The following is a 22917-nucleotide window of genomic DNA, read 5'->3' on the forward strand; positions in this document are numbered from 1 at the left end:
GTCTGTTGTCAGTTAACTTTGCCACTAATGAATAACAAATAACGAATAACCACTGACCATTAACCAATTTCCATGCGCCTAAAAAACCGCTTCTTCTGGGTTGCTGCTGTTACCAGTCTGATTTTGGATCAGCTAACCAAATACTTGGTCGTACAAAATTTTGAGCTTACTGAGACTTTACCCTTGTGGTCGGGTGTATTTCACTTAACCTATGTAACAAACACTGGTGCGGCGTTTAGTCTATTTAGCCAAGGAAGCGGTTGGTTACGTTGGTTGTCTTTAATTGTAAGCTTGGGTTTGATGGCACTCGCTTTATTTGGTCCATCACTGGATATTGTTGAGCAATTAGGCTATGGCTTCATTTTGGGAGGTGCATTAGGCAACGGCATTGACCGATTTGTTGCTGGTTATGTTGTCGATTTTCTAGATTTTCGTCTGATTCGTTTTCCTGTCTTTAATTTTGCAGATGTTTTTATCAATATCGGTATTATCTGCTTGCTGATTGCAACTTTTAGGCAAAATCCCTCAGCATCTAACTCTAGGCGATCTTAAGCAATTCACAATTCGTCCCAACATTGAACTGGAAGCCATTCATTAGAACACCTGCTGCCACAGCAAGAGCGATCGCAAATCTCCACCACAACCCAATGTTGCCGAATCCCAACACCCGACCCAACGTGTAACCACAGGGCAAACCGATTCCCCAATACGCCTTTTGAGGGTCTGCTAGAATGACACGCAAAAGCTTGATGCTAGAGAAACCGAGTCTATGACGATTGTTATTTCTCTCAGTCCAGAAGTAGAGGCGCGACTCCGTGAAAAAGCTGCGCGACAGGGGCAAGATGTTAGTCTTGTTGCGGCTGAACTGCTAGCTAGCTTTTTGGAGTGGGAGGCGCAAGACTCTGAAGAAGCTATTGAGGGTATTCAGCGTGGATTGGATGATTTTGAGGCAAGACGGTTCCGTTCTTTTGATGAGTTTGCTGAAGAACAACGTCGTAAGTACAATCTGCCAGCCGATTCATAAAATACCACATTGAAATTTCCAGTGTGGCAGAGGCTGAAGCAGACAGTACCTTCTTAAAAATATCTCAAGTTATATCTCTTGACAAAGCGAGGCGTTGGTATGAAGGATTGCTGCAAGCAATTGAGTCTCTATCGGCAATGCCGAAACGTTGTCCTCTAGCAAGAGAGAACGAGTATTTTAGTAGAGAAATTCGACAACTCCTCTACGGTCGAGGGCGCAATTCATACCGCATCCTTTTCACTATTGTGGAAGGTGAGGATGTATCCACAGTTCGCATTCTCCATATCCGACACGCTGCACAACAAACTCTTGGTGAGAGTCAAGAATCAGAGGAAACCTAATACTTTACCTCATTAGATGGCTGCTTCAAGCGTTGACTAAGATTGAGAGGATATCTGATGCCATGCTTGAGCTTTGCTAAATCGCCACGTTAGAACACCTGCTGCCACAGCAAGACCGATCGCAAATCCCCACCACAAGCCAACACTACCCAATCCCAACACAAAACCCAACGTGTATCCACAGGTCAAGCCAACTGCCCAATACGCCAGAATACCGATCAGTAGAGGAATTTTGGTGTCCTTCAGTCCTCGCAATGCACCAGCCGCCGTTACCTGAACGCCATCAACGAGTTGGAACATTGCCGCCACTCCCAAGAGTGTCTTCGCCAAGCTGACGACAGCTGCATTTGCTGGATCGGCAGTATCAATGTAAAGCGACACAATCGTTCCAGGCACGATCCAAAACACGATGCCCATGATGCCCATAAACACAGCAGCCATGCCAATGCTCACAAATCCCGCCAGTCGTGCCCCTTTGGGATTTTCTTGTCCGATGAGCTGCCCAACCCGCACCGTGGCTGCCATTGAGATACCGAGCGAAATTGTAAAGGTAACAACTGCCGACTGCAATGCAATTTGGTGAGCGGCTAATGTTACGGTTCCCAACTGCCCCATCAGCAACGTTACGAAGGCGAAAAATCCGCCCTCTACTGCTGCCAGTACACCAATTGGTACACCTACTCGTACCAGTTCCCAAAAGATTTTGCCGTCAAACTGATGCAGATTAGCAAAGGCGCCGTAGACCCGAAGCTGAGGTTGACTGAGGATATAGATTGCCAAAGCTACAAACATTCCCCAAATAGACAACGCACTTGCCCAACCGAGTCCTGCTAGTCCCAATGCAGGAAGTCCAAACTTACCGAATGCCAGTACATAGTTGCCTGCAACGTTGAATAAAGTACCGCAAATCATCGTCACGATGACAGGGCGGGTTCGGGAGAGCGCTGAGACAAAACTTCTCAACACGGCAAAGCCCAATCCAGGAAAATAGCCCCATGCGATCGCTCTGAGATAGCCCTCTGCTAATGCGATGTTTTCAGGTTCTTGCCCCATTAAGCCCAGTAGAGTTCCACTATGCCAGATTAACAGCGTCACCGGAACTGCCAAGATAACCGATAACCACAAGCCTTGTCGCACTACTCGCCCAACCTGCTCAACTCGTCCACCTCCATAAGCTTCTGCGGCAAGTGGACTCACGGCTGAGACAATTGCAGAACCAATATTGAGCAGTAAAAAAAATGTAGCAGCTCCCAATGCTCCTGCGGCAATAATCTGGCTTCCCAGAGCGCCCATCATCACTGTATCCACAAACGTAGTTGCCGCTTGAGATAGCTGCGCTCCGGCTAGGGGAACGGCTAGAAGCAAGCACTCTTTAATTTCAGCGATGACCCTGGATTTTGACAGTGCGTAAGTTACGCGAACTGCACGGAAGTTCATTGGCATCTCCTGGTGATAGCCCTCTCAAGATTGTACTCATTACGTCACCAGGAGGTTCTAGAGTCTTTACACCACTGATAAACTCCGTCGTCCTGTTAGGAGATACGCTGTCATATTTCCTTTGCCTTTAACCTCAATAACTCCTCGTTTCTCGAAAAGATACTGCTCCTTTAAGCACTCATAAGTCGCTTCGGAAACCTGAATACTGCCAGCGAGTCCGTGGGATTCCATGCGACTGGCAACGTTTACCGTATCCCCCCACAAGTCGTAGATAAAGCGTTTTAGACCAATGACTCCAGCGACAACAGGACCTGTGTTGATGCCAATACGGATGCTAAAGGATTGGTTTTGTTCTACATTGAAACGAGCAACTGCCTGTTGCATATCAAGAGCAAGATTTGCGATCGCCTGTGCATGGTCACTCTTCGGTATTGGTAAGCCTGCAACAACCATGTAAGCATCTCCAATCGTCTTAATCTTTTCTGCTTCATGCTTTTCAGCAATCTCGTCAAACATTGAAAAAAGCCGATTGAGCAACACGACTACTTCCGCTGCTGAGATTCTGGACGATATCTGCGTAAAACCGACAACATCAGCAAACAAGACTGTTGCATCAGGGAACTGGTCAGCAATTGTATGTTGGTCATGCTTAAGTCGTTGAGCGATCGATTCAGGCAAGATATTGATTAGTAGTCGCTCCGTCCTTGCCCGTTCAGCTTCCAGTTTCTGGTAAGCCATTTCGATTTCTCGACGGGCGTGAAACTCAGAGCGTTGTAGCCGTTCATACAAGAATACAGAAATATTGCAGATACAGCAGAACCAGAACAGGTAGAGATTCAACTGCCAGTCAGAGTAACTTTGTCGATTTATACTCAAACCAAAGGCACTATTCACGGCAAGATAGCACAAGGGCGCACTCAACTGTGAAACCAAGTGGAGACGCCAGCGTACCGGGATGAGCGTGGCTTGCGCCAGAAATGCGAATGTCCAGATATAGGGATTTGCTGCCGCATTTCCTGCAACTGCCGCTCCAATTTGGGGCACCAAAATTACTGACCAAGAGAATCCCAAAAAGAGCAGTCCTGGGTAGCGATATGCAAATGGAGTTTTAAGCAGTGCCAAGCAGCCAAGTAGACATAAGCCTAAAACGGCATAGCTTATTATCTTTGACCATGCGATCGCCTTATCTAAGGAAGACATCCATAGAATAAAGATGACAACTGTGAAGGCAACACCGAGAGCAATCCACAGGGTAAGACGTAAGCGATTCCTCAAGAAACTATTGCGCCAAACCTCATAGTCTGCTGACCAAGTGGCTGACAAACTCACCTTTAAGAAGGCTAGCCCCTGTCTAACTGGCACTGCCAGTTCTTTCATCCCTAACCGTGCTTGCATCATTAGCGGCTTTCCCTGCACAGCGTGTGATTTCGCCAATAACTATCCCTAGTTCTAACGTCATCTAGTACTACTTTAGACGTAGGAACTGCCGTTATCTATGTTGAAAGCCACTTTGGGTACGATCCAAAAGCTGTTTGGTTCATTTTGTTGTTAGTTTTTGGTTGTTGGTTGTTTGTAAAAGATACAAATAACAAATAACAAACAATCAACAACAAAGCGGCGCAAAGCCCGCCGCTTTCTATGCACATCAGCTTACAGATTTGCTGCCAATGCCCGTCGCTTCAAAATTACCATATTCGAGCCGACAACTGGACTTCGGGCAAGTAGTGTGCTATTAAGGTCAGTGATTTCTAGTTTGCTAAAATCCAGTTCGTTAGAGCGGCTGAGGATGTCATCTGCTAACTTATTCTGCTGAGAGTCCTTGAGTTCGTACCAGCCATCACTGACTTTAACAACCAGACAGCTTCCTTGGAAATTCGCTTCGATGGACTGAATCAAGCCATTGCCGTACTGCTGGGTGACTTCAGCAACTTGATTTTGAATGCCAGCAATCAAGCTTTGCTCTGGGGTGAGTTCAGGTGGAGGTGGGGGTTCAACTTCCAGAGGTTGCGGCGGCTCAGGTGCTTTCAATTCTGATGGTGCGTCGATACTATTAGGAGGTGCTTTTGCTACCTGTGCAGGTGTCTTGGGGAGAAGTGCTGCCGTTGTTATGAGAAGAACGACTACGATAGATGCGATCACACCTGTTAGTCCCCAATCTGACAGCTTTTCATTCCAAGCGGCTGGTAGTAGAGAGCGGACTTTGACTAATATACCATCCCAAACAGCTTGAACACGCCCAAAACTAGGAAGAATGCGATCGGTCAGTTTCGGCTTAGGGGGTTGGGGCATCTGCTTATCAGTAGGCTTCTGGGATACTGGTTTTGGTACTGCTGTCGGGATATCCAATGCTGGTGTAGAAACAACGGGTTCCGTTGCTGGGTTTAGCACTTCTGTCGGGGTGTCTGCGACTTGTGCAGGAGTAACAGGTTCCACAACACTACTGATGGAGTCTGGTTCTGCTGTTACTGTCGTTGTATCTAAGACGGGTGCAGAGGGTAGTGTCGATGTCGGCGGTGCCGCCGTTTGGGGAAGCTGACTAACGGGTTCTGCCTCCAGTTGCTCCACAATCTCTTCTAGTCGGTCAATGGTTCCTCGCAGAACTTTGATACTTTGAGCCTTCAAAAACGGTTGCTTTTGCTTCCCCAATTTTGCTGGGTTCGCTTTATCGGGTTTCGATGGTGTTTGAGGTTCATAATTCATAGATTCCGGCTGCTTCTGTTGGTCTTCTGACATTGAATCTCCCTCCCAGGCAGCACCAATCTGCTTCAATACGATAGATTCTTACTGGAAGCTGCCACTACAAGCACAAATCTATCACTTCTGTCAGGCTTGCCTTCAGTCTAAAAGCTGAAGATTACTGATTATCAACTCGACATCTATGAGCATGAAACGTCGTCAATTTCTAATTTTAAGTACCCTCAGTGGCTTGGGTTTAGCAATTTTTGCCAAACTATTCCGTAGTCAGACAGCGCAAAGTTCTAATTCCAAATCGACTGATACAACTAATCTCGCCTCGGAACCCGCAGCATCAACGTTAGCTGACACCCCAAGCAACCCAACAGGAGAGAAGCCTCTACTACGCTTTGTTTCTGTGGCAGACACAGGCACAGGTGCAACAGGACAATATGCCGTAGCGACGGCGATGTCCCGTCATCAGCAGCTAAATCCCTACGATTTGGTAATTTTGGCGGGTGACAATATCTACAACAACGGTGAGATTGAAAAGATTGGTGCAGTATTTGAGCGACCCTATCAAGCATTGCTACAACAGGGCGTTAAGTTTCAAGCTTGCCTTGGTAATCATGACATCCGTACCGATAATGGTGACCCTCAAGTAAGTTACTCTGGCTTCAATATGCCAGGACGTTACTACACTTTTCGTCGCGGTGATGTGCAATTTTTTGCCCTTGATACGAATGGCAATGCTGATTGGAACGCGCAGTTACCTTGGTTAGAAGAAGAACTCAGCCGCAGTGATGCTCCTTGGAAAATTGTATTTGGACACCATCAGATTTACTCTTCAGGTCACTATGGGCTAAATCAACCGTTTGTGCAAACCCTCACGCCTCTCTTCAAAAAGTACGGGGTGCAGCTATATATCAACGGTCATGACCATCACTATGAGCGCAGCAAAGTGATTAATGGTACTACCTATTTGATTTGTGGAGCGGGTGCAGGGACTCGACCTGTGGGGAATTCAGAATGGACGGCACATTCCGCAGAACAGCTAAGTTTTGCCGCGTATGAAGTGTATCGCGATCGCATTATCATCAGCGGTATTGGCACTGATAACCAAGTCTTTGACCAAGGCATCATCCGATTAGAATCAGCCTAATGCGATCGCTTGGAGTAGATCCAGAGTCTTTGAAGTGAGAAGGTGCGATCGCGTTTATTTGTGGGATGTTTCAAAAATCGCACTATCATCAGCGGTATCAACACCAACAATCAAGTCTTTGCTCAAGGCATCATCCCATTGCAGCCAGCTAATTTGAACTATGAAAGTCAAGCGCCTTAGCATGATCTCATTTCGGGGAATTAGTGACCTGACGCTAGAGTTCGACGAGACTGAGCCAATAGTGTTCATTGGTATCAATGGGGTTGGAAAATCCAGTATTCTGAACTGTCTGACCATTCTTCTGTCTTGGCTTATAGCTCGGATTCAGTTTGATCCGAACGCTGGAGGCTCAATCATGAGAAGGCACAATGGACAGCTTGTCACTATACGGCAAAGAGACCTCGCAGAAGGACAGTTCCTTAAGCAAGAGGATATCAAGAATGGAGAGAAGAAAACGCACAATGAGATTACAATTTCATTCGACTCTCAGGAAGTAAAGTGGTCTATCACTGGGCTTCAGACAGTACATAAGGCAAATACAAGTCTCAATATTGAAGAGTTAGAGCCATTTACAAACAACAAGCGTCATCAGTGGGAAGAAAGTTCCGAAGCCAATATACCTCTAGTGATTTACTACCCGGTCAATCGTACAGTTCTTGATGTTCCTCTGGGGATGCCGAAGGAGTATTCATTTAAACAGGTAGATGCCTATGAACAAGCACTGAATGGGGTACAAATTGGTTTCGGTAGCTTCTTCCAATGGTTCAGAGCTATAGAAGATTTAGAGAACGAGGAACGGCGAGATAACCCTAATTACCGAAACCGACAGATAGAAGCAGTGAGACAAGCTATCTATTCACTGTTACCTGGATTCTCGAACTTGCGAGTCAAGCGATCGCCTTTACGAATGACTGTAAATAAACAAGGAGAGGAACTCATCGTTAATCAGTTGTCTGATGGTGAGAAAGGCTTGCTGGCAATGGTGGGTGATTTGGCGAGACGTTTGGCAATTGCCAACCCAGGTTTAGAAAATCCGCGAGAAGGTAGCGGTGTTGTCCTGATTGACGAAATTGAACTGCACCTTCACCCAAAATGGCAACGTGAAGTTATTCCAGCTTTGAGAAGAACCTTCCAGAACTGCCAATTTATTGTTACAACCCATTCACCCCAAGTAATTAGCGATGTCAAACCGGATAGCATCTACATCTTAGAAGCAACACCTGAAGGTATTGTCGCCAAACGTCCAGACAGTTCCTTCGGCAGAGACAGCAATTATATCCTTGAAGTCCTTATGGATACTGCAGCTCGTAAGGAGAAAATTAAGGATGAGCTTTTAGAGCTATTTCGACTCATTGACAAGGGAGATCTTGATGGTTCTCGTCAATTGCGTCAACAAATCGCTGACAAAATTGGCTCTGATGAGCCGCAGTTAGTTAAAGCAGATGTACTGCTCCGGCGAAAGGAGATTCTGAATCGGTGAGATATATCCGGAAGGGCGACGAACCAGAGAGCTTTACGGCTTGGAAAGAGCGGCAGAAGAATAGGGGAAATCCACTCACCTGGAAAGCCTTCCGCCGCCGCGTAACAGTGAAAAACGATGTGTATGATGCACTGCTGTGGGAGCAAGGTTATGTATGTTGCTACTGCGGGATGCAAATCACCAGAGATACTAGCCATTTTGAGCATTTCAAGCCCAAGAGCAACATCACTTATGCCCACCAAGTACTGGATTATAGGAATCTGCTGGTTTCATGCAAAGGAGAAAGTGAAGACTCAGAAGAAAGTGAAGAAGAACACCGCGTACCTGTACATTGTGGACACAAAAAAGATAAGTGGTACGATGAGCAACTGATGGTTTCGCCTTTAGATGTGAACTGTGCTAGTTTCTTTCGGTACTCAGCTTCTGGTGAAATCCTACCGACAGATGAGCCAGACAAGCAAGAAGCTGCTAAAACAACCATTGAAAAACTTGGACTCGACATTGAAAAGCTAAGACTGATACGGAGTGCGGCGATTGATGGAGCCTTGCTTGCTATTGAGGGACTTACAGACGAAGAGATACAACGGTTCTCTCAAGACTTTGAGCAGTTAAATGATCAGGGAAAATATCAACCCTTCTGTTTTGCGATCGCCTATATTCTCAAGCAGTATTTTGTTACTTAAATGATTAGTGTACTCACGGCTAACTGCTATAACGACTTTAACAGTTGGGTTGTCAAGTCATAATCGTTTTAGTCTCCTTACTCTCCCTGCCATACTTCTCCAAAGCCCAAATTAATACGGGAAGATATAGATTGATTGCCATTAGTCGTACTAGATGAGCTGCTGTTATTGTCTCAACATTGTGATTTAAGACTAAAGCAATCAATATCATTTCTGGAGAACCTCCAGGTACTGCCATCAGCAAACAAGTTAGCCAGTCCCAATGTGTCAAAAACATTGTGATTCCTGCTGCTATGAATCCCGCTAAAAACGTTAGCGCGACAGGAATTGATGTCAAGGCAATTGTACGCCTTTCAAGATTTGGATTGATTCCCCAGTACTCACCAATCGTAATTCCCAGTAATGTCTGACCTATTAAATTTACCAAAGGTGGCACATTAAAGTTAAAGGGAGGGGAAAAAGGAAGCTGGATTAATAAATAGTTACAAGCTACCCCCACTAAAATAGAGCAAAATAAATAAGGAGCAGGAACTTTAAATTTACTTCCAATACGAGCCGCAATGGCTGTTATGGACAGAACTAAACTTAGTAGTAATAAATACTGGAGATTAAATTGAGATAAATCTTTGCTTAGGGAGGAGATAATTAGGTTGATGTCATGAGGTGTAGAAACATTGGTGATTAGAGGGATTATTAAGATGATTCCTGTAAAACGAATTAATTGAACCAATGAAACGAGTGATACATTTTTTCCATAATCTGCTGCTATGCTTGCCATAATTCCTATATTGCCAGGAACAACAGCCAGCATAGCGCTTAACAAATCTACCTTAGCAATATGTGAATAGATGTAGCCAATAAGGATACTACTTAATAGCAAAAGTATGCTTGTGAATGTCAAAATCGGTAGCTTGAAGAAAATATTTGCTAGATTACTATGAGCGATCGAAACCCCGATAGTAAGACCCACAAGAACCTGCCCGATTTTTCTAACATTTGTGTTCGGTTTAATCTGAATTTTGTAGACGATACGATAGAAATAAGCGACTAATGCGCCAGCAGTAATTCCACTTAAAATTGCAGAACCTGCTCCAGCACCAATCTGCATAAAAACGAAGCTAAGTAAAAAACCTAGAATCATTTCTAGACCAACAAGCGAATACTTAGGAATGAATGTCAGCCAGGGTCTAACAAACGAACGCAAATGAATCTGGCTAATTTTTAGTGCCATATCAAGATCTGCTTTAAAAGAGTCAAAATATAAATTTAATTTTAGCTCTTTTAACGAATCTTAACAATTTTCTTTTTTGGATAAGCTATTAATGAATTTTTATAACTAAACCAGCTCGGTAGAAATAATTCAACCGTAAAAACTCACCCCTGCCTTCAGAACTGAGGGAAAGTTTCACCCCGAATGTGTAGCATCTTCTCCTGGCAGCTTTTATGAAATAGGACGAGAAGCAAGAGGCGCAAGATACTGAGAAATAAAGGCATTGCTACGAAATAACGCAGCCAAATTCGGTAGAACCCCAATCGCAAATCCCTGATTCAACTTACAAAAGTTTACCAAGAAAGCTACTCCCTGAGCGTTGTTCCCGCTTTCTAAGGGGATGTGTCATTGAACGTCAGCAACACTCGTTTAATCGTTCTCTTTCACAGTTACTGCGTTTTTTGAATTAAGGAGCTTTCTACAAGACTCTCGTAACTCTTGAGCATCAAAGGGTTTCGTCAAGTATTCTGTTGCCCCCGCTAAGCGTCCCTTTACCTTATCAAAAGCCTTATCTCTTGCTGTGATCATAATAATTGGTAAATTGCAAAATTTGGGCAAAGTACGCAATGTGCGGCAAAGATCTAAGCCATCAACCCCTGGCAGCGACACATCTAACAAAAACATTGCAATGGGTTGATGGTAAATCAAGGACAAGGCATCAACAGCACTATCGGCTACTAGAACGTTGTACTCGTTTGCGATCGCCTGTTTTATTATTTCTTGCATTGCAGTACTGTCGTCCACCGCAAGAATAGTGGGTTGGTTGCTTTGGAGTGACATATGTCCCTATCTTCCAAGAAATTGAAGCTGATAACAAGCCAATAACGTGAAGATACTTAAAGCAAAAATAACCCAAGCTTTAATTATCTAGAAAAGCCTGTTGATTTAGTCTGGACTTATTCTAGCCAAGTCTTACTACTTAGATATTTTTCTTTGACTATCTTTACTAACTACTGAGTAGAAATTTAAGCCTTTGGGTTGATCTACCCAGATTAACTAAAAAAATTGATTTTTTTGGGTTGATCTACCCAGACACTTGCTACATATCATCATGCTTTAATCTACAAACATGATTAACTAAGCTTTAACTCTCAAGCCTTCAGACGATTAGGATTAGGGAAAGTTTCCCAGTCCCAGCACCCAAAACTCCTAGTTCTATTTATTTGCGCCTACTTGCTTATCTAGTGTTTTATCAGCCGCCTTATTCACCCATCGAAGAGGCAATCAGGCTATGTTGTAATAGAAATATAAGTTTGTGAGGATGAGTTTATACTTCTTAAAATTATGTTTATTCTGTGAAGGAAACAGAGCAATTCAAAAATTTGGTTGCGATTGTGAAAATCGAACAGATAATAGGTAATGGGGTAGAGCTTTTACAGGAACTGATCGAATGAAGCGATGCTAGTCATCAACTGGCAAAAGGGCTGGGAAACCCTAGGCATCGTCTCGAATCACCAGAACATACTATAGTTATTCAAAGCCACTAATTACTACTTGTACGAACAGTAATATCCGCAGCGGAGGTGGATGACGGCGTAGCCCATTTAAACCCTTAAAAACAAAAAATAGTAAACAACAGTCTTTCAGGAGGGAGGGATGCTAACTAACGAAGACGCTTTTATTTGGCAATGGACTAGTGAGCCTTGATGATATGTACCTGTACCAAAATATCAACTCGGCTCCTGAAGCTGCCTTTGACGATTTGACTCGCTTGGCGATCGTAAAAACCTCAACAATCTAAACCGAAAGATGAGCAAGCGACCTCTAGTGGAGAAATCAGGGCAAGTGTCACATCAAGAACTCGTAGATATCAAGTTAGCGATAGATGAAACGACGGTAGTGTCAATTACCGATTTCACAGGGAAAATCCAGTACGTTAACGATAAGTTCTGCGAAATCTCAAAATATTCTAGAGAAGAACTGCAAAAAGTAGATCATCGCCTGATTAATTCTGGTTATCATCCACCAGAATTTTTCAAACAGATGTGGGGAACAATTCGCCGTGGCAAAGTTTGGAAGGGCGAAATTAGAAACCGAGCTAAGGATGGCAAAGTTTACTGGATGGATACAACCATCGTGCCAATCTTGCAAACTCAGGAAAAGCCTTATAAATATGTCTCAATTTGCAAGGATATCACTGAACATAAGCAAGCCGAGGAAGAACACATTTGTCTTGGCACCAATACTCGTTTAGATCTTCCTTCAGAAGATAGGCACACTAGCCGTAGTAGGTCTAACACTAACAAAGGATTACTTCAATCCGAAGCGAACATGTCCCGATCGCATCTGAGTGGTAGCGACTACTCTTTCCGTGAGGCTCAGCGTTTTTTTAGATTCTCGCCGGAAATGTTGTGTATTGTTGGGTTTGATGGCTATTTTAAGACTGTTAACCCAGCCTTTGAAAAAATCCTCTCCTATGCTCCAGAAGAACTCCTTGCTAAATCATTCCTCGATTTTGTTCATCCTGAAGACAAAGCACTAACCCTAGCTCAATTGCAGAAGCTTAGCACTCAAGCATCAACTATCCAGTTTGAGAATCGCTATCGTTGTCAAGATGGTTCTTATACATGGCTTGCCTGGAGTGCCTCTTCGGTGATTGAGGACGGTGTCATGTATGCGATCGCTCGTGATATTACGGAAAGTAAACGGGTGAAAGCAACCCTACTAGAGCGATCGCGTGACTCAACCTTAGAAGCTGATGTCGGGGCGGCATTGAGCCAAAGTGGTACATTACCCGAAAGCCTCAAGCGTTGCACTGAGGCAATAGTGAAGCATCTCGATGCAATTGGGGTTGGGATTTGGACCGTTGACCCATCAACCGCCCCTGGAACGACAGACCTTTTATCTCTAAACTTACAAGCGTCAGCAGGTCATCTTATCCCCACTGACACCTTTCCCTATCATCTTCCTCCAGACCACAGCCTCATTGGTGAAATTCTCCAAACTCGGCAACCTGTCAGCACTCAATTGTCTTCAACAAGCAAACACGTCAGTACTAGCACGGGAAAGGTGATTTCCTATTCTCCATTCCTGATTCCCCGACTTCCCAAAACTGCTGTTGGAGTCTCAACCCAAAAAATCTTCTTTACAGGTTACCCTCTGATTATTCAAGCACGGCTAGTCGGCATCATTGGCTTGTTGACTCATCAACCCTTATCCGAGGTTGTGCAAGGTGTTCTGGGATGGGTTGCGAATGCGATCGCACTAGCAATTGACCATGCTTGGGCACGGGAAGAACTACTCAGTCGTAGGGAAGCGCTACTCTTTCGATTAGCCAGTCAAATCCGTAACTCGCTTGACCTCGATACAATTTTGGGTACTGCCGTCACCGAGATTCGGAGTTTGCTTAATGTTGACGGCTGTCACTTTTTGTGGTGCTGGTCAGAGCCAAATCGACCTTGCTTAAGTGTGACTCACGAAGCCTGCGATCCCGGTTTACCTAGTTTATTAGGTGAGCGTCCATCACCCTATCTAACACCTTTAGCGGAGACAATCCGCAATCTAGAGACGCTCAAAATTGAAAATCTGGCTGAGGCATCCAATCTAGATCCTGAAATGCGATCAATCCTTAGCGATTGGGGCATCACCTCTGGATTGTTACTACCACTGAAGACTCACACGGGCCAGCTAGGAGCAATTATCTGTAGCCACTACGATAGCCCCCGCTTGTGGAGTGATCATGAAGTAGAACTCCTGCAAGCCGTGGTCGATCAATTAGCGATCGCGATTGAACACGCAGAACTATTCGCAAAAACTCGCGCCGCTGTTCTAGCCGCTCAAACCCAGGCACAGCACTTGGAAATGGCGTTAGAAGAACTCAAGCAAGCCGAATCGCGACTCATCCAGACCGAAAAAATGTCCAGCCTCGGTCAAATGGTTGCGGGAATCGCCCATGAAATCAACAACCCCGTTAACTTCATCACAGGTAACCTGAGCCATGCAACCCACTATATCCAAGACCTACTTGACCTAGTTGAGCGCTATCAGCAGCATTACCCAAAACCGACTCCAGATCTTCAAGAGTATATCGAAGACATTGATTTAGAATTCCTCATTGATGACTTGCCGAAAATCCTGTCTTCAATGCAGCTAGGGGCTGACCGCATTCATGAGATTGTCATTTCCTTGCGGAACTTCTCACGACTGGATGAGGCAGAAATGAAGCCAGTTAATATCCACGAAGGAATAGACAATACACTGTTGATTCTCCAAAGCCGCTTGAAAGCTAGTGGCAATAATCCTGGTATTACCATCATTAAAGAGTACGGCAACCTGCCACTTGTCGAGTGCTACGCAGGTCAACTCAATCAAGTCTTTATGAACATCGTCAGCAATGCGATCGATGCCCTAGAGACACAGAGATTAAGACAAGCAGAGAACAATTTGTGCCAAGGCGAGAGCGAAAGTGATTCTTCTTGCCCACCCACTCTCTCACCGACGATCTGGATTCACACAGAACTCTTGGATAGCCATCAAGTCCTTATCCGAATTCGCGACAACGGTCTAGGCATCCCAGAAAACGTCATTGGGAGTCTTTTTGACCCCTTCTTCACTACTAAACCCGTAGGTAAAGGCACTGGTTTAGGGCTGTCGATTAGCTACCAAATTGTCGTAGAGAAACATGGCGGTATCCTCAAGTGTCTCTCTGAACCCGGTCAAGGGGCTGAGTTTTGGATTGAAATCCCGATCGCACCACAGCTATAGCAGAAGGCAGAAGGCAGAGGGCAGAGGGCAGAAGGCAGAAGGCAGAAGGCACAGAGCTTTTATTGCAACAGCTATACCTGAGCAACGTTCTGTGACATTCCTCCGTTCATCTTTAATAAAACTTGTTGTAAGAGTTTCTGTTAAAGAGATTTACCGCTGAAAGTCTTATACAGGGAAACGAGGCGAGTCTTCCCTCATACCCAATTGCACTCAAACAGCCCACCCGTTAGGAGTTGTCGCTTCTACCTGGGACTAAACGCTGAGAGCTAATTGGTTATTACATACTCTTTCAGTAGCAAAACCTGGTGAATTGCCCTTACTACGGAAATGCACTAAAGGTATATCCCAACTTAACTTGAACAACAGTAAACAAATGGCAATCACTTACCCCATTATCGAAACTCAGCTTCGGCTAATCAGAGCCTTACAGAAGGGATATGTTGAAGCACTGGAAGCAGGAGACTGGCAAGCCGCCAATTACCGTTGCTTTCACTTACACAAATTGTGTGAAGGGCTACACCATCTTGGTCAAATGCTGGATAAAGAAAGCACCATTCCAAGCCCGGTTCCCCAAAAAAGTTCTAATAGCTGGGTTAGTAGTGTCCGTTCTACCAGCCCAATTCATGCTTTGAATGCCCCTGAGGACACTGATAACAAGTCTGTGCCTGTGGTGTCACCACCACCACCACCCGATCTTGCCCGATATGAATGGGGCATCGGTTTTCAAGGGATTGAACCACCACCAATTGATGAAGTGTGGTAGGGAATTCCTAATTGTTAATCGGTTAGACAGCTAGTTTTTAGCTGAGGCAAGTGATTGGTTCAGGACTTGACATTGGCAAATTTGAGCTTTGAGTTGGTGCGATCGCTTACCTCATCAGCCAATTGAGAATGAGTTCTAGTCGTAGAGACGTTCCGGCGGAACGTCTCTACAAAGTTTTATGGGTTGCCGAAAAAGGGGATAGATGACCCGGATGCAGTATCACACCTGGTAAATTAGGGCTGGAAACTAACGAATGCCCTATGGGTGTGATTCCTTTGTTTCAATCCCTGAAAGGGATTAATGGGTTCTGAAAGCCTTGTAGAGTAGGAGTTTTAGCAAAAATATCAAGCTACCTTGGAAAAACACCTACCCATTCGCGCCACTTCCGCTTGATCAGTTTAAACCACTTGGTCTGGGTCAACGCCTAACTCACGCAGTCGTGCTGCTAGTTGTTCAACACGTTGCTCAGCAGCAGCGGCTTTCTCATCAGGGAGAGGAATCAACTCTCCCTCAGCCGTCATCCACCGCAACCACAGCCGATTGAAAGATTGAAAACTCCCTCGCCACAAACCTAAACTTAGCTCTAGCTCCGGAATCAGCAAGCGTCCCTGAGTAAGTTCTGCGGGTTCATAGTGTCCATCGACAAGGTGGAATACCTGAAGTTGCTCGGTATAACGACTAAAGACAACATAATAAGGAACGCGCAGAATCTGCTCATAAACTTCCCACTTCGTCGGGGGCTTTCCTGGTTCGCTAACCGTCTGTCCCAAATCTTCGTCATCTGTTCCTGGAGACAATAACTCAACCACCACAAACGGACTAACTTGTTCCTGCCAGACGACATAGCTCAAACGCATATCGCGTTCTTCATAAAGCCGAGAGACACCCACAACACCAAACCAATCGGGGCGCTTATACCGACCTGAATGTCTGAAATCGTAGTAGAGATTGAGGTCACAGGCGCTGAACACCATGTCTGGGTTCCAGTTTGGAGGGACAAAGGTCAAAAACAGCAGTAGGGGTTGTAAGAAATGGAATTCGTCAGGCAAGCCAGGTTCCTCTGGGTTGTCGCTAGGCAAGTCGTACATTGTCGGCAAAGTTTGCCGAGGTGGAAGAGGTGGGTCAGATTGGGGAGGAAGGCGAGTCATATCAAGTTTTGTTTGAGGAACTTGCTTTAAACTTAATTTTAGGCTAGACATCCAGAGCATTGGCAGGAAAACTCAGCGGCTCAGCGAGGAAAATCTTTAGAATACTCACAGTATGAGTAGTTTTTAAAAGTGTGCGATCGCGCAGTACGAAGAGAGCTTATCAAGCCTAGAAAAACAAAATGTCTGAGCCACAACATCAATGGCAAATCTCGCCGCCCCCTCAAATCCCCCAGGATTTTGTTGATGCGGTAAAGCGCCACAGCCCTACATCTGATGGTCATTATGCCGCGCAATTGTTGTGGCAGAGGGGAATCCGCGACCTTGAGCAACTGCCAGGTTTCTTGAACCCAGAATTTTATCAACCCGCCAGTCCCTTTGAATTTGGGCAAGAAATGCACTGGGCAGTAGAGCGCTTGCAGCAAGCTTGTAGAACGGGTGAAATGGTGGCGATTTGGGGGGATTTTGATGCGGATGGCATCACCTCAACATCCGTTCTCTGGGAAGGACTAGGACAATTTTTGCCTCAAGAATGGCAACTAATCTACTACATTCCTAACCGCCTCACTGAATCTCACGGGCTTAATTGTCAGGGAATTGATACCTTGCAAAAGCAAGGTTGTCGGTTAATTGTCACCTGCGACACGGGCAGCACCAATATAAGTGAAATTGAATATGCCCAAGCATTAGAGATTGATGTTGTTGTCACCGACCACCACACCTTGCCATTAGAGCGTCCACCAGTTAAGGCAATTATCAATCCTCGCTATTTCTCCTCTGACCACCCACTGTTTCATCTTTCTGGTGTTGCTGTTGCCTACAAGTTGGTAGAAGCGCTCTATGAAACCTTACCCGAAGTCCCGCAACAGCCTTTAGAAAACTTGTTAGATTTAGTTGCAATTGGTTTAATTGCAGATTTGGTGCAGTTGAGTGGAGATTGTCGATATCTGGCACAAGTAGGAATCAAACAACTACAACAACTCCCAAAAACTCGCCGTCGTCCGGGTGTAGCGCGTCTATTGGAACTGTGTCAGCGAAATGGCGATCGCCCTACAGATATTTCCTTCGGTCTTGGCCCTAGAATTAACGCTGTAAGCCGGATTCAGGGTGATGCTACTTTTTGCGTTGAATTACTTACCAGCGATGATGAAAAACGTACTGAGCAATTAGCCATTGAAACAGAACTAGCCAATATCCGCCGTAAGGGTTTGCAAAAAGACGTTACGCAGCAAGTAAAACACAAGCTTGACCAACTCGACCTTTCAACAACCAGTGTAATTGTCCTAGAAGACTCTCAATGGCCCGTTGGTGTTTTAGGTTTAGTAGCAGGTCAAGTTGCCCAGGAATACGGACGACCTACGATTTTGTTGAGTTCAGATGGTGGGAACCCTGCACAAGAAGAAAACTTGCAAGAAACCTCTGGTGTCTCTTCCCAATTCCCAATCCCCAACCCTCAGCCCTTAATTGCCAGAGGTTCAGCACGTTCTGTGAATAACATTGACCTTTATCAATTGGTTAAGTCCCAAGAACACCTCTTACATCGCTTTGGTGGTCATCCTTTTGCGGCTGGGTTGAGCTTACCTGTTGAAAATATTCCCTTGTTTATCCAAGCAATAAACCAACAACTGCGACAACAATTGGGTACGTCAGGTACTTTAATGACACCTGTAATTGAAGCTGACCTCGTAGTTAAAGTTGCAGATTTGGGGAAAGAACTATTTCAAGAACTCAAACTGCTTGAACCCTGTGGAATGGGAAATCCTGTTCCAAAACTGCTGATTCAAAACTGTTGGTTTGAAGCGGTTTGGAATCGCAACTCTCAGGACATGAAGGGGCGAAAGGTGCAGTATATCAAGACTGAGTTGGAACTTTTGGACGACTCCGCTAGTGTCGGCTTTCCCGGTATCTGGTGGGGACACTATAAAGACGAAGTACCGAAGGGCAAGTGCAATGCTCTTGTTGAACTTGACTATAACAATTACAAAAGACGCCCGGAAGTGCGTATCATTGCCCTGCAACCCAACGTTGAATCGTCCTACTTTAACATCCCTACTCAACTCGATTGGATTTTAGATTGGCGAGGGGACATTGGGGAGATGGAGGAAGCTGGGGAGAACGTTCGTCCCGCTTCGCTAACACCTTCTCAACCCCTCACGATAAGCGAGTGTCCAACTAGCTGGGATGAGTTGCAAGTATGGTTCCGACGAGCGATCGCATCAGATCGACCACTAGCGATCGCTTATCCACCACCGAGTCAACAGCCACCTCGCGAAATCTGGCAGCAGTTGGTGGGAATTGCAAAATTTCTCAGTCGCACAGGTCAATCTGCGACTTTAGCGCAATTGCAAGACAAGCTTGATTTAAGCGATCGCACACTTCATCTGGGACTCAATGCCCTTTCTGAACTCGGCTTTCAGGTTAAACATTCTGATTGGTCTATTACCATTAGCTGGACTCCCATAGACTCATCAACTACTGACTCTTCTACTCAACAAGCTACTCAAAGCTTCTTAGCCGCCATTGAAGAAGAACAATTTCTGCGTGAATATTTCTACCAAGTTCCCCTATCCACTATCCAAGCCCAAGCAAGAGCTAATTATCGTGAATGATTAGCAGTTAGCGGTCAGCTATCAGCGTAGGGTGCGTCACGACGCACCCTACTAGTAAAGCTACTGTGTAAGTCTTAGTGTAATTAAAGTACACATTAGCTTAATTTTTTGTGATGCCAAAGACCCATTCCTCTGTCCAAGCCGTTAAAGAGCAGGCAAAGCAGACAGTCACCAATGCGGTTGCTAATCCTTGGATTGATCGATTCGCACGATTTGGTTATGCCGCCAAAGGAGTGGTTCACATCATTGTCGGGCTACTGGCGACAGAAGTAGCACTAGGACTTGGTGGTCAAGTGACTGACTCAGAGGGCGCTCTAAAGCCTAATAAGATGTTATCGAAAATACGCTTTTGGGTAGTAGAAGCTAAAAAAGAGATTTGGATATTATTTCTAAGGTTGGACGAATGCCATAGTCAAATTGTTTATTTCCTAGCTGGGTAAAATTACTACCTATGCTTGAAAAGCACACAAGATGAAGGATGAAGATAAGACAAAAGACCAATTGCTAGCTGAGTTAGCAAATTTGCGTCAACAAGTCGCTTTCCTTGAAGCCTCACAATTCCAGGATAAGCAGGCAGAAGCTGCACTCAAAGAAAGTGAAGAACGCTGCCGCTTGTTGGTGGAGGATGTGTGGGACTATGCGATTTTCATTCTGGATACTTCCGGGCGCATCATCACTTGGAATGCAGGAGTAGAAAGCATTTTAGGTTATCAGGAAGCAGAGATGATTGGTCAGTCTTGCTCGTGCATATTTACGCCTGAAGACATTAGAAAGGACGGTGACTTTACTGAAAGCGATGAGGCGATTATCCTACAACTGGGGCAGATGGCTTCTGTGGCGCTACAGAACTCACAACTTTATCGGGCTGCTGAGTCAGCCCAAGAACAGCTTCGCCGCCAACTGGAATTTACCAATGCGATTACAAGTAGCCTCGGTGAAGGGGTCTATGCACTTGACAGCGATGGCTGCGTTACCTTCTTAAATCCTGCTGCCCAGCAAATATTGGGTTGGACTCAAGAGGAAATGCTTGGTAAAAACATGCATGAATCCATTCACTTTCAGCGGGCTGACGGTTCCTACATCAATGCAGAAGATTGTCAAGTGTTGGCTGTTTTGCAACAAGGTAAGACGATTCGGAATGAGCTAGATGTATTTACCTGTAAAGATGGTCTTGTCTTCCCTGTATCCTATACGGGTTCGCCCATAGTTGTAGATGGTCTGATTACAGGTGCAGTAGTTGTTTTTCAAGACATCACACAGCGTAAGCAGGCTGAGGAAGAACGTGAGCAGCTATTACTCCGAGAGCAAGCGGCTCGTGCTGAGGCACAAGAGGCAAACCGGGTTAAGGATGAGTTTCTGTCAACTGTCTCGCACGAACTGCGGACTCCCCTCAACGCGATGCTGGGATGGGTTCAAATGCTACGCTCTGGAAAGTTGAATGAAGCGACCTTTGCACGCGCTCTTGAGATTATTGAGCGTAATGCGCGATCGCAAAACCAATTAATTGAAGATTTGCTAGATATCTCGCGCATCATTTCCGGCAAGCTGCGTCTTCAGATTCGACCTGTTGAACTCACCTCAGTTATCAATGCAGCTATGGATTCAGTACGCTTAGCAGCAGAGGCTAAAGCGATTCAACTCACCTGTGAGCTTGATACCTCAACTGGACTAGTTGTGGGTGATTCAGACCGCTTGCAGCAGGTTGTTTGGAATCTCCTGTCGAATGCGATCAAGTTTACTCCCAAAGGTGGGCAGGTCACGATCCAACTCAAACGCATCAATTCCAATGCCGAGATTACAGTTAGTGATACAGGTCAAGGGATTAGCCCAGAATTCTTACCCTATATCTTCGAGCGCTTCCGTCAAGCCGACAGTGCAACAACGCGATCGCATGGTGGACTTGGGTTAGGTTTAGCAATTGTCCGTCACTTGGTAGAATTACACGGGGGAACAATTCACGCCGATAGTCTCGGAGAAGGGCAAGGTGCCATATTCAAAGTGAAACTTCCGCTCACAGCCCTTCGTCAGCAGACAAGGCATCGGTCACAGATTTCTCCAACCGATGAAACTGGTGAGCCACTTAACGACGCTCTTCAGCTTAATGGCTTACAGGTACTCGTTGTCGATGATGAGGTTGATGCACGCGAGTTGATCACTACACTACTTGAGCAGTGCGGAGCATTCGTGACAGCCGCCGCCTCAGTAGAAGAGGCGCTCAAGCTCATTGAACAGTCAACGCCAGATGTCCTAGTCAGTGATATCGGGATGCCTGGTGAGGATGGCTACGCTCTGATCCGCCAGGTGAGAGCAAGGGAATCGCAAACAGGAGGAAGGATTCCAGCAGCAGCGCTGACAGCGTATGCTAGATCAGAAGATCGCAGGCAGGCTCTACTGGCGGGCTTCCAAACACACCTACCTAAACCAGTTGAGCCAGCTGAGTTGATTGCCGTCGTCGCCCACCTTAGCGGAAGAACCGGATAAGCAATTGAATACAGAAGTTCAGGAGTTCAGAATTTTGGACAAACCCAAGTTTTGGCGACCAAGGGGGAGCAAAGGCACAATCCCCAGTGAAAGAATTTCAGTTGCATCCTTTCAGGTGAGGGACACAATCTCTATCTGAAAAAACTCCTGAACTACTGAACTCCTTTCAATCAAGATTACCTTGATACTCACACTTAAAACCTGTATTGCCCCAAATTTGAAGTTCAACCGTTGTCAATGGGATTAACTTCGAGCATTTTGGTTGGATAAACTGACTCAACACAGCCCAAATCACGCTGCGAGTCACGTCCAACCCTGTTTTGAGCCAATGCTCTCGATTTCCAGGAATGCCCTGCTCCTCAACCACATCTAGCTCTACCCAAATCCCCTGAGCGCCCAAGAGTATTTGTGCCATCCACTGCGCTCGTGGTAGGTGAGAGGGGGAGGTAATTAATTTAAGTTTACGAACTCCCCACTGATCTAGAAGAGGGATATTAAAGTAGAAGTTATCAAAGGTAGAATTAGCACACTTTTCTAGCCATACATGGCGGATGGGGGCTTGTTCCCGTTGAAAAATTAGCAAAATGCAGGGGTCTAGCGAGCCTTGAGACACTAAAACTCTGGTTTCCGGGTGCTGTTTAGTCAACTCGGCTGCATAGATCTCCCGACGAATACTACCCCCTAGGACAAAAAATGTGTCTACTGAACCCGTCGCCGCTGCTTGCAATCTTAGTGTGTTAATGAGTAGCCAACCACAAAGGAGGACACCGAAGCCTAATAGCCCTAAGCTAATCAGTCGCCATTGCAATTTGGCTCGAAACCAGTTTTTGAATCTAGCCCAGTTGCGTAGAATCAATTTATCTCTCATATCTCGTACCACACGACTCAGACCTTGTTCAAAAACCCGTTTTGGAGAAGGTATTGACTGTATTACTAAGGACACTAAGTAAACTGGCACAAAATTCTATGAGCTTAGCGGCTCAATGTGAGTATAGTATTGCTAGTTCGGTTTTAGACTGGGCAGCAGTCCGATCACTTCAAAGCATCAGCTGAGTGTAGAATCCAAGCACAGGGTACCCCTTCAACTGCCCGAAAAAGACAATAACTGTTAGGTTATTAACGCCAACCCCCCTCTAACGCACTCT

General features: G+C 45.4%; 18 protein-coding genes and 1 pseudogene. 11 read left to right on the forward strand and 8 right to left on the reverse strand.

Translation table 11 applies throughout. The features are described 5' to 3' along the window. Positions 1-72: 72 nt before the first annotated feature. Positions 73-552 (forward strand): signal peptidase II, encoded by a 480-nt coding sequence (lspA, locus tag AC5JL3_RS28255; protein WP_496077617.1) that lies wholly within the window; start codon positions 73-75, stop codon positions 550-552. On the opposite strand, the gene AC5JL3_RS28260 is transcribed toward lspA, so the two are convergent. Continuing rightward, the gene (locus tag AC5JL3_RS28260; RefSeq protein ID WP_496077618.1) at positions 539-742 is read right to left on the reverse strand and encodes a hypothetical protein; all 204 of its coding nucleotides are present in this window, start codon (positions 740-742) and stop codon (positions 539-541) included. The genes lspA and AC5JL3_RS28260 overlap by 14 nt on opposite strands. Positions 743-769: 27 nt before the next feature. Between AC5JL3_RS28260 and AC5JL3_RS28265 the strand changes: the two genes are divergently transcribed. Then, the gene (locus AC5JL3_RS28265) at positions 770-1024 is read left to right on the forward strand and encodes a hypothetical protein (protein WP_496077619.1); all 255 of its coding nucleotides are present in this window, start codon (positions 770-772) and stop codon (positions 1022-1024) included. 23 nt (positions 1025-1047) lie between these two features. Then, on the forward strand, positions 1048-1365 hold the full coding sequence (locus AC5JL3_RS28270; RefSeq protein WP_496077620.1) for a type II toxin-antitoxin system RelE/ParE family toxin: 318 nt from the start codon (positions 1048-1050) through the stop codon (positions 1363-1365). Between the two features lie 36 nt (positions 1366-1401). Here the strand turns inward: AC5JL3_RS28270 and AC5JL3_RS28275 are convergent, their stop codons facing one another. From AC5JL3_RS28275 to AC5JL3_RS28285, 3 genes and pseudogenes are all read right to left on the reverse strand, one after another. Then, positions 1402-2802 carry an MATE family efflux transporter gene (locus AC5JL3_RS28275; protein ID WP_496077621.1) on the reverse strand — a complete coding sequence of 467 codons (1401 nt, stop codon included), beginning with the start codon at positions 2800-2802 and terminating at the stop codon, positions 1402-1404. A 66-nt stretch (positions 2803-2868) separates the two neighbouring features. After that, positions 2869-3504, reverse strand: a pseudogene (locus AC5JL3_RS28280) (adenylate/guanylate cyclase domain-containing protein); the annotation flags it as partial. A 948-nt stretch (positions 3505-4452) separates the two neighbouring features. Beyond that, positions 4453-5535, reverse strand: coding sequence for a hypothetical protein (locus AC5JL3_RS28285; protein ID WP_496077622.1), 1083 nt, complete (start codon positions 5533-5535; stop codon positions 4453-4455). 145 nt (positions 5536-5680) lie between these two features. Here AC5JL3_RS28285 and AC5JL3_RS28290 point away from each other — a divergent pair, with 145 nt between their 5' ends. The 3 genes from AC5JL3_RS28290 to AC5JL3_RS28300 all read left to right on the forward strand — a co-directional run bounded on the left by AC5JL3_RS28290 (position 5681) and on the right by AC5JL3_RS28300 (position 8800). Next, positions 5681-6637, forward strand: coding sequence for a metallophosphoesterase (locus tag AC5JL3_RS28290; protein WP_496077623.1), 957 nt, complete (start codon positions 5681-5683; stop codon positions 6635-6637). A 160-nt stretch (positions 6638-6797) separates the two neighbouring features. Next, entirely contained in the window at positions 6798-8117 is a 1320-nt protein-coding gene (locus tag AC5JL3_RS28295; RefSeq protein ID WP_496077624.1) for an AAA family ATPase, read from the forward strand. Next, the gene (locus AC5JL3_RS28300; RefSeq protein ID WP_496077625.1) at positions 8114-8800 is read left to right on the forward strand and encodes a retron system putative HNH endonuclease; all 687 of its coding nucleotides are present in this window, start codon (positions 8114-8116) and stop codon (positions 8798-8800) included. Before AC5JL3_RS28295 ends, AC5JL3_RS28300 begins: the two co-directional genes overlap by 4 nt. Before the next feature lie 52 nt (positions 8801-8852). Here the strand turns inward: AC5JL3_RS28300 and AC5JL3_RS28305 are convergent, their stop codons facing one another. Both AC5JL3_RS28305 and AC5JL3_RS28310 read right to left on the reverse strand, forming a co-directional pair. Beyond that, on the reverse strand, positions 8853-10031 hold the full coding sequence (locus AC5JL3_RS28305) for an AbrB family transcriptional regulator (RefSeq protein ID WP_496077626.1): 1179 nt from the start codon (positions 10029-10031) through the stop codon (positions 8853-8855). A 408-nt stretch (positions 10032-10439) separates the two neighbouring features. Next, on the reverse strand, positions 10440-10850 hold the full coding sequence (locus tag AC5JL3_RS28310) for a response regulator transcription factor (protein WP_496077627.1): 411 nt from the start codon (positions 10848-10850) through the stop codon (positions 10440-10442). A gap of 969 nt (positions 10851-11819) precedes the next feature. Here AC5JL3_RS28310 and AC5JL3_RS28315 point away from each other — a divergent pair. Then, positions 11820-14774, forward strand: coding sequence for a PAS domain S-box protein (locus AC5JL3_RS28315; protein ID WP_496077628.1), 2955 nt, complete (start codon positions 11820-11822; stop codon positions 14772-14774). Positions 14775-15147: 373 nt separating this feature from the next. Beyond that, positions 15148-15537, forward strand: a complete 390-nt coding sequence (locus AC5JL3_RS28320; protein WP_496077629.1) for a hypothetical protein — start codon at positions 15148-15150, stop codon at positions 15535-15537. 398 nt (positions 15538-15935) lie between these two features. Here AC5JL3_RS28320 and AC5JL3_RS28325 read toward each other — a convergent pair whose 3' ends face one another. Beyond that, positions 15936-16685 (reverse strand): Uma2 family endonuclease, encoded by a 750-nt coding sequence (locus AC5JL3_RS28325; RefSeq protein WP_496077630.1) that lies wholly within the window; start codon positions 16683-16685, stop codon positions 15936-15938. 179 nt (positions 16686-16864) lie between these two features. Between AC5JL3_RS28325 and AC5JL3_RS28330 the strand changes: the two genes are divergently transcribed. The 3 genes from AC5JL3_RS28330 (at position 16865) to AC5JL3_RS28340 (ending at position 21772) form a co-directional block, all read left to right on the forward strand. Next, the gene (locus tag AC5JL3_RS28330; protein ID WP_496077631.1) at positions 16865-19291 is read left to right on the forward strand and encodes a single-stranded-DNA-specific exonuclease RecJ; all 2427 of its coding nucleotides are present in this window, start codon (positions 16865-16867) and stop codon (positions 19289-19291) included. Between the two features lie 113 nt (positions 19292-19404). Continuing rightward, positions 19405-19731, forward strand: coding sequence for a DUF1206 domain-containing protein (locus AC5JL3_RS28335; protein WP_496077632.1), 327 nt, complete (start codon positions 19405-19407; stop codon positions 19729-19731). 31 nt (positions 19732-19762) lie between these two features. Beyond that, on the forward strand, positions 19763-21772 hold the full coding sequence (locus AC5JL3_RS28340) for a hybrid sensor histidine kinase/response regulator (RefSeq protein WP_496077633.1): 2010 nt from the start codon (positions 19763-19765) through the stop codon (positions 21770-21772). Between the two features lie 166 nt (positions 21773-21938). Here AC5JL3_RS28340 and AC5JL3_RS28345 read toward each other — a convergent pair whose 3' ends face one another. Further along, entirely contained in the window at positions 21939-22730 is a 792-nt protein-coding gene (locus AC5JL3_RS28345; RefSeq protein WP_496077634.1) for a YdcF family protein, read from the reverse strand. Positions 22731-22917 lie beyond the last annotated feature (187 nt).

The sequence above is a fragment of the Symplocastrum torsivum genome (assembly GCF_059505465.1).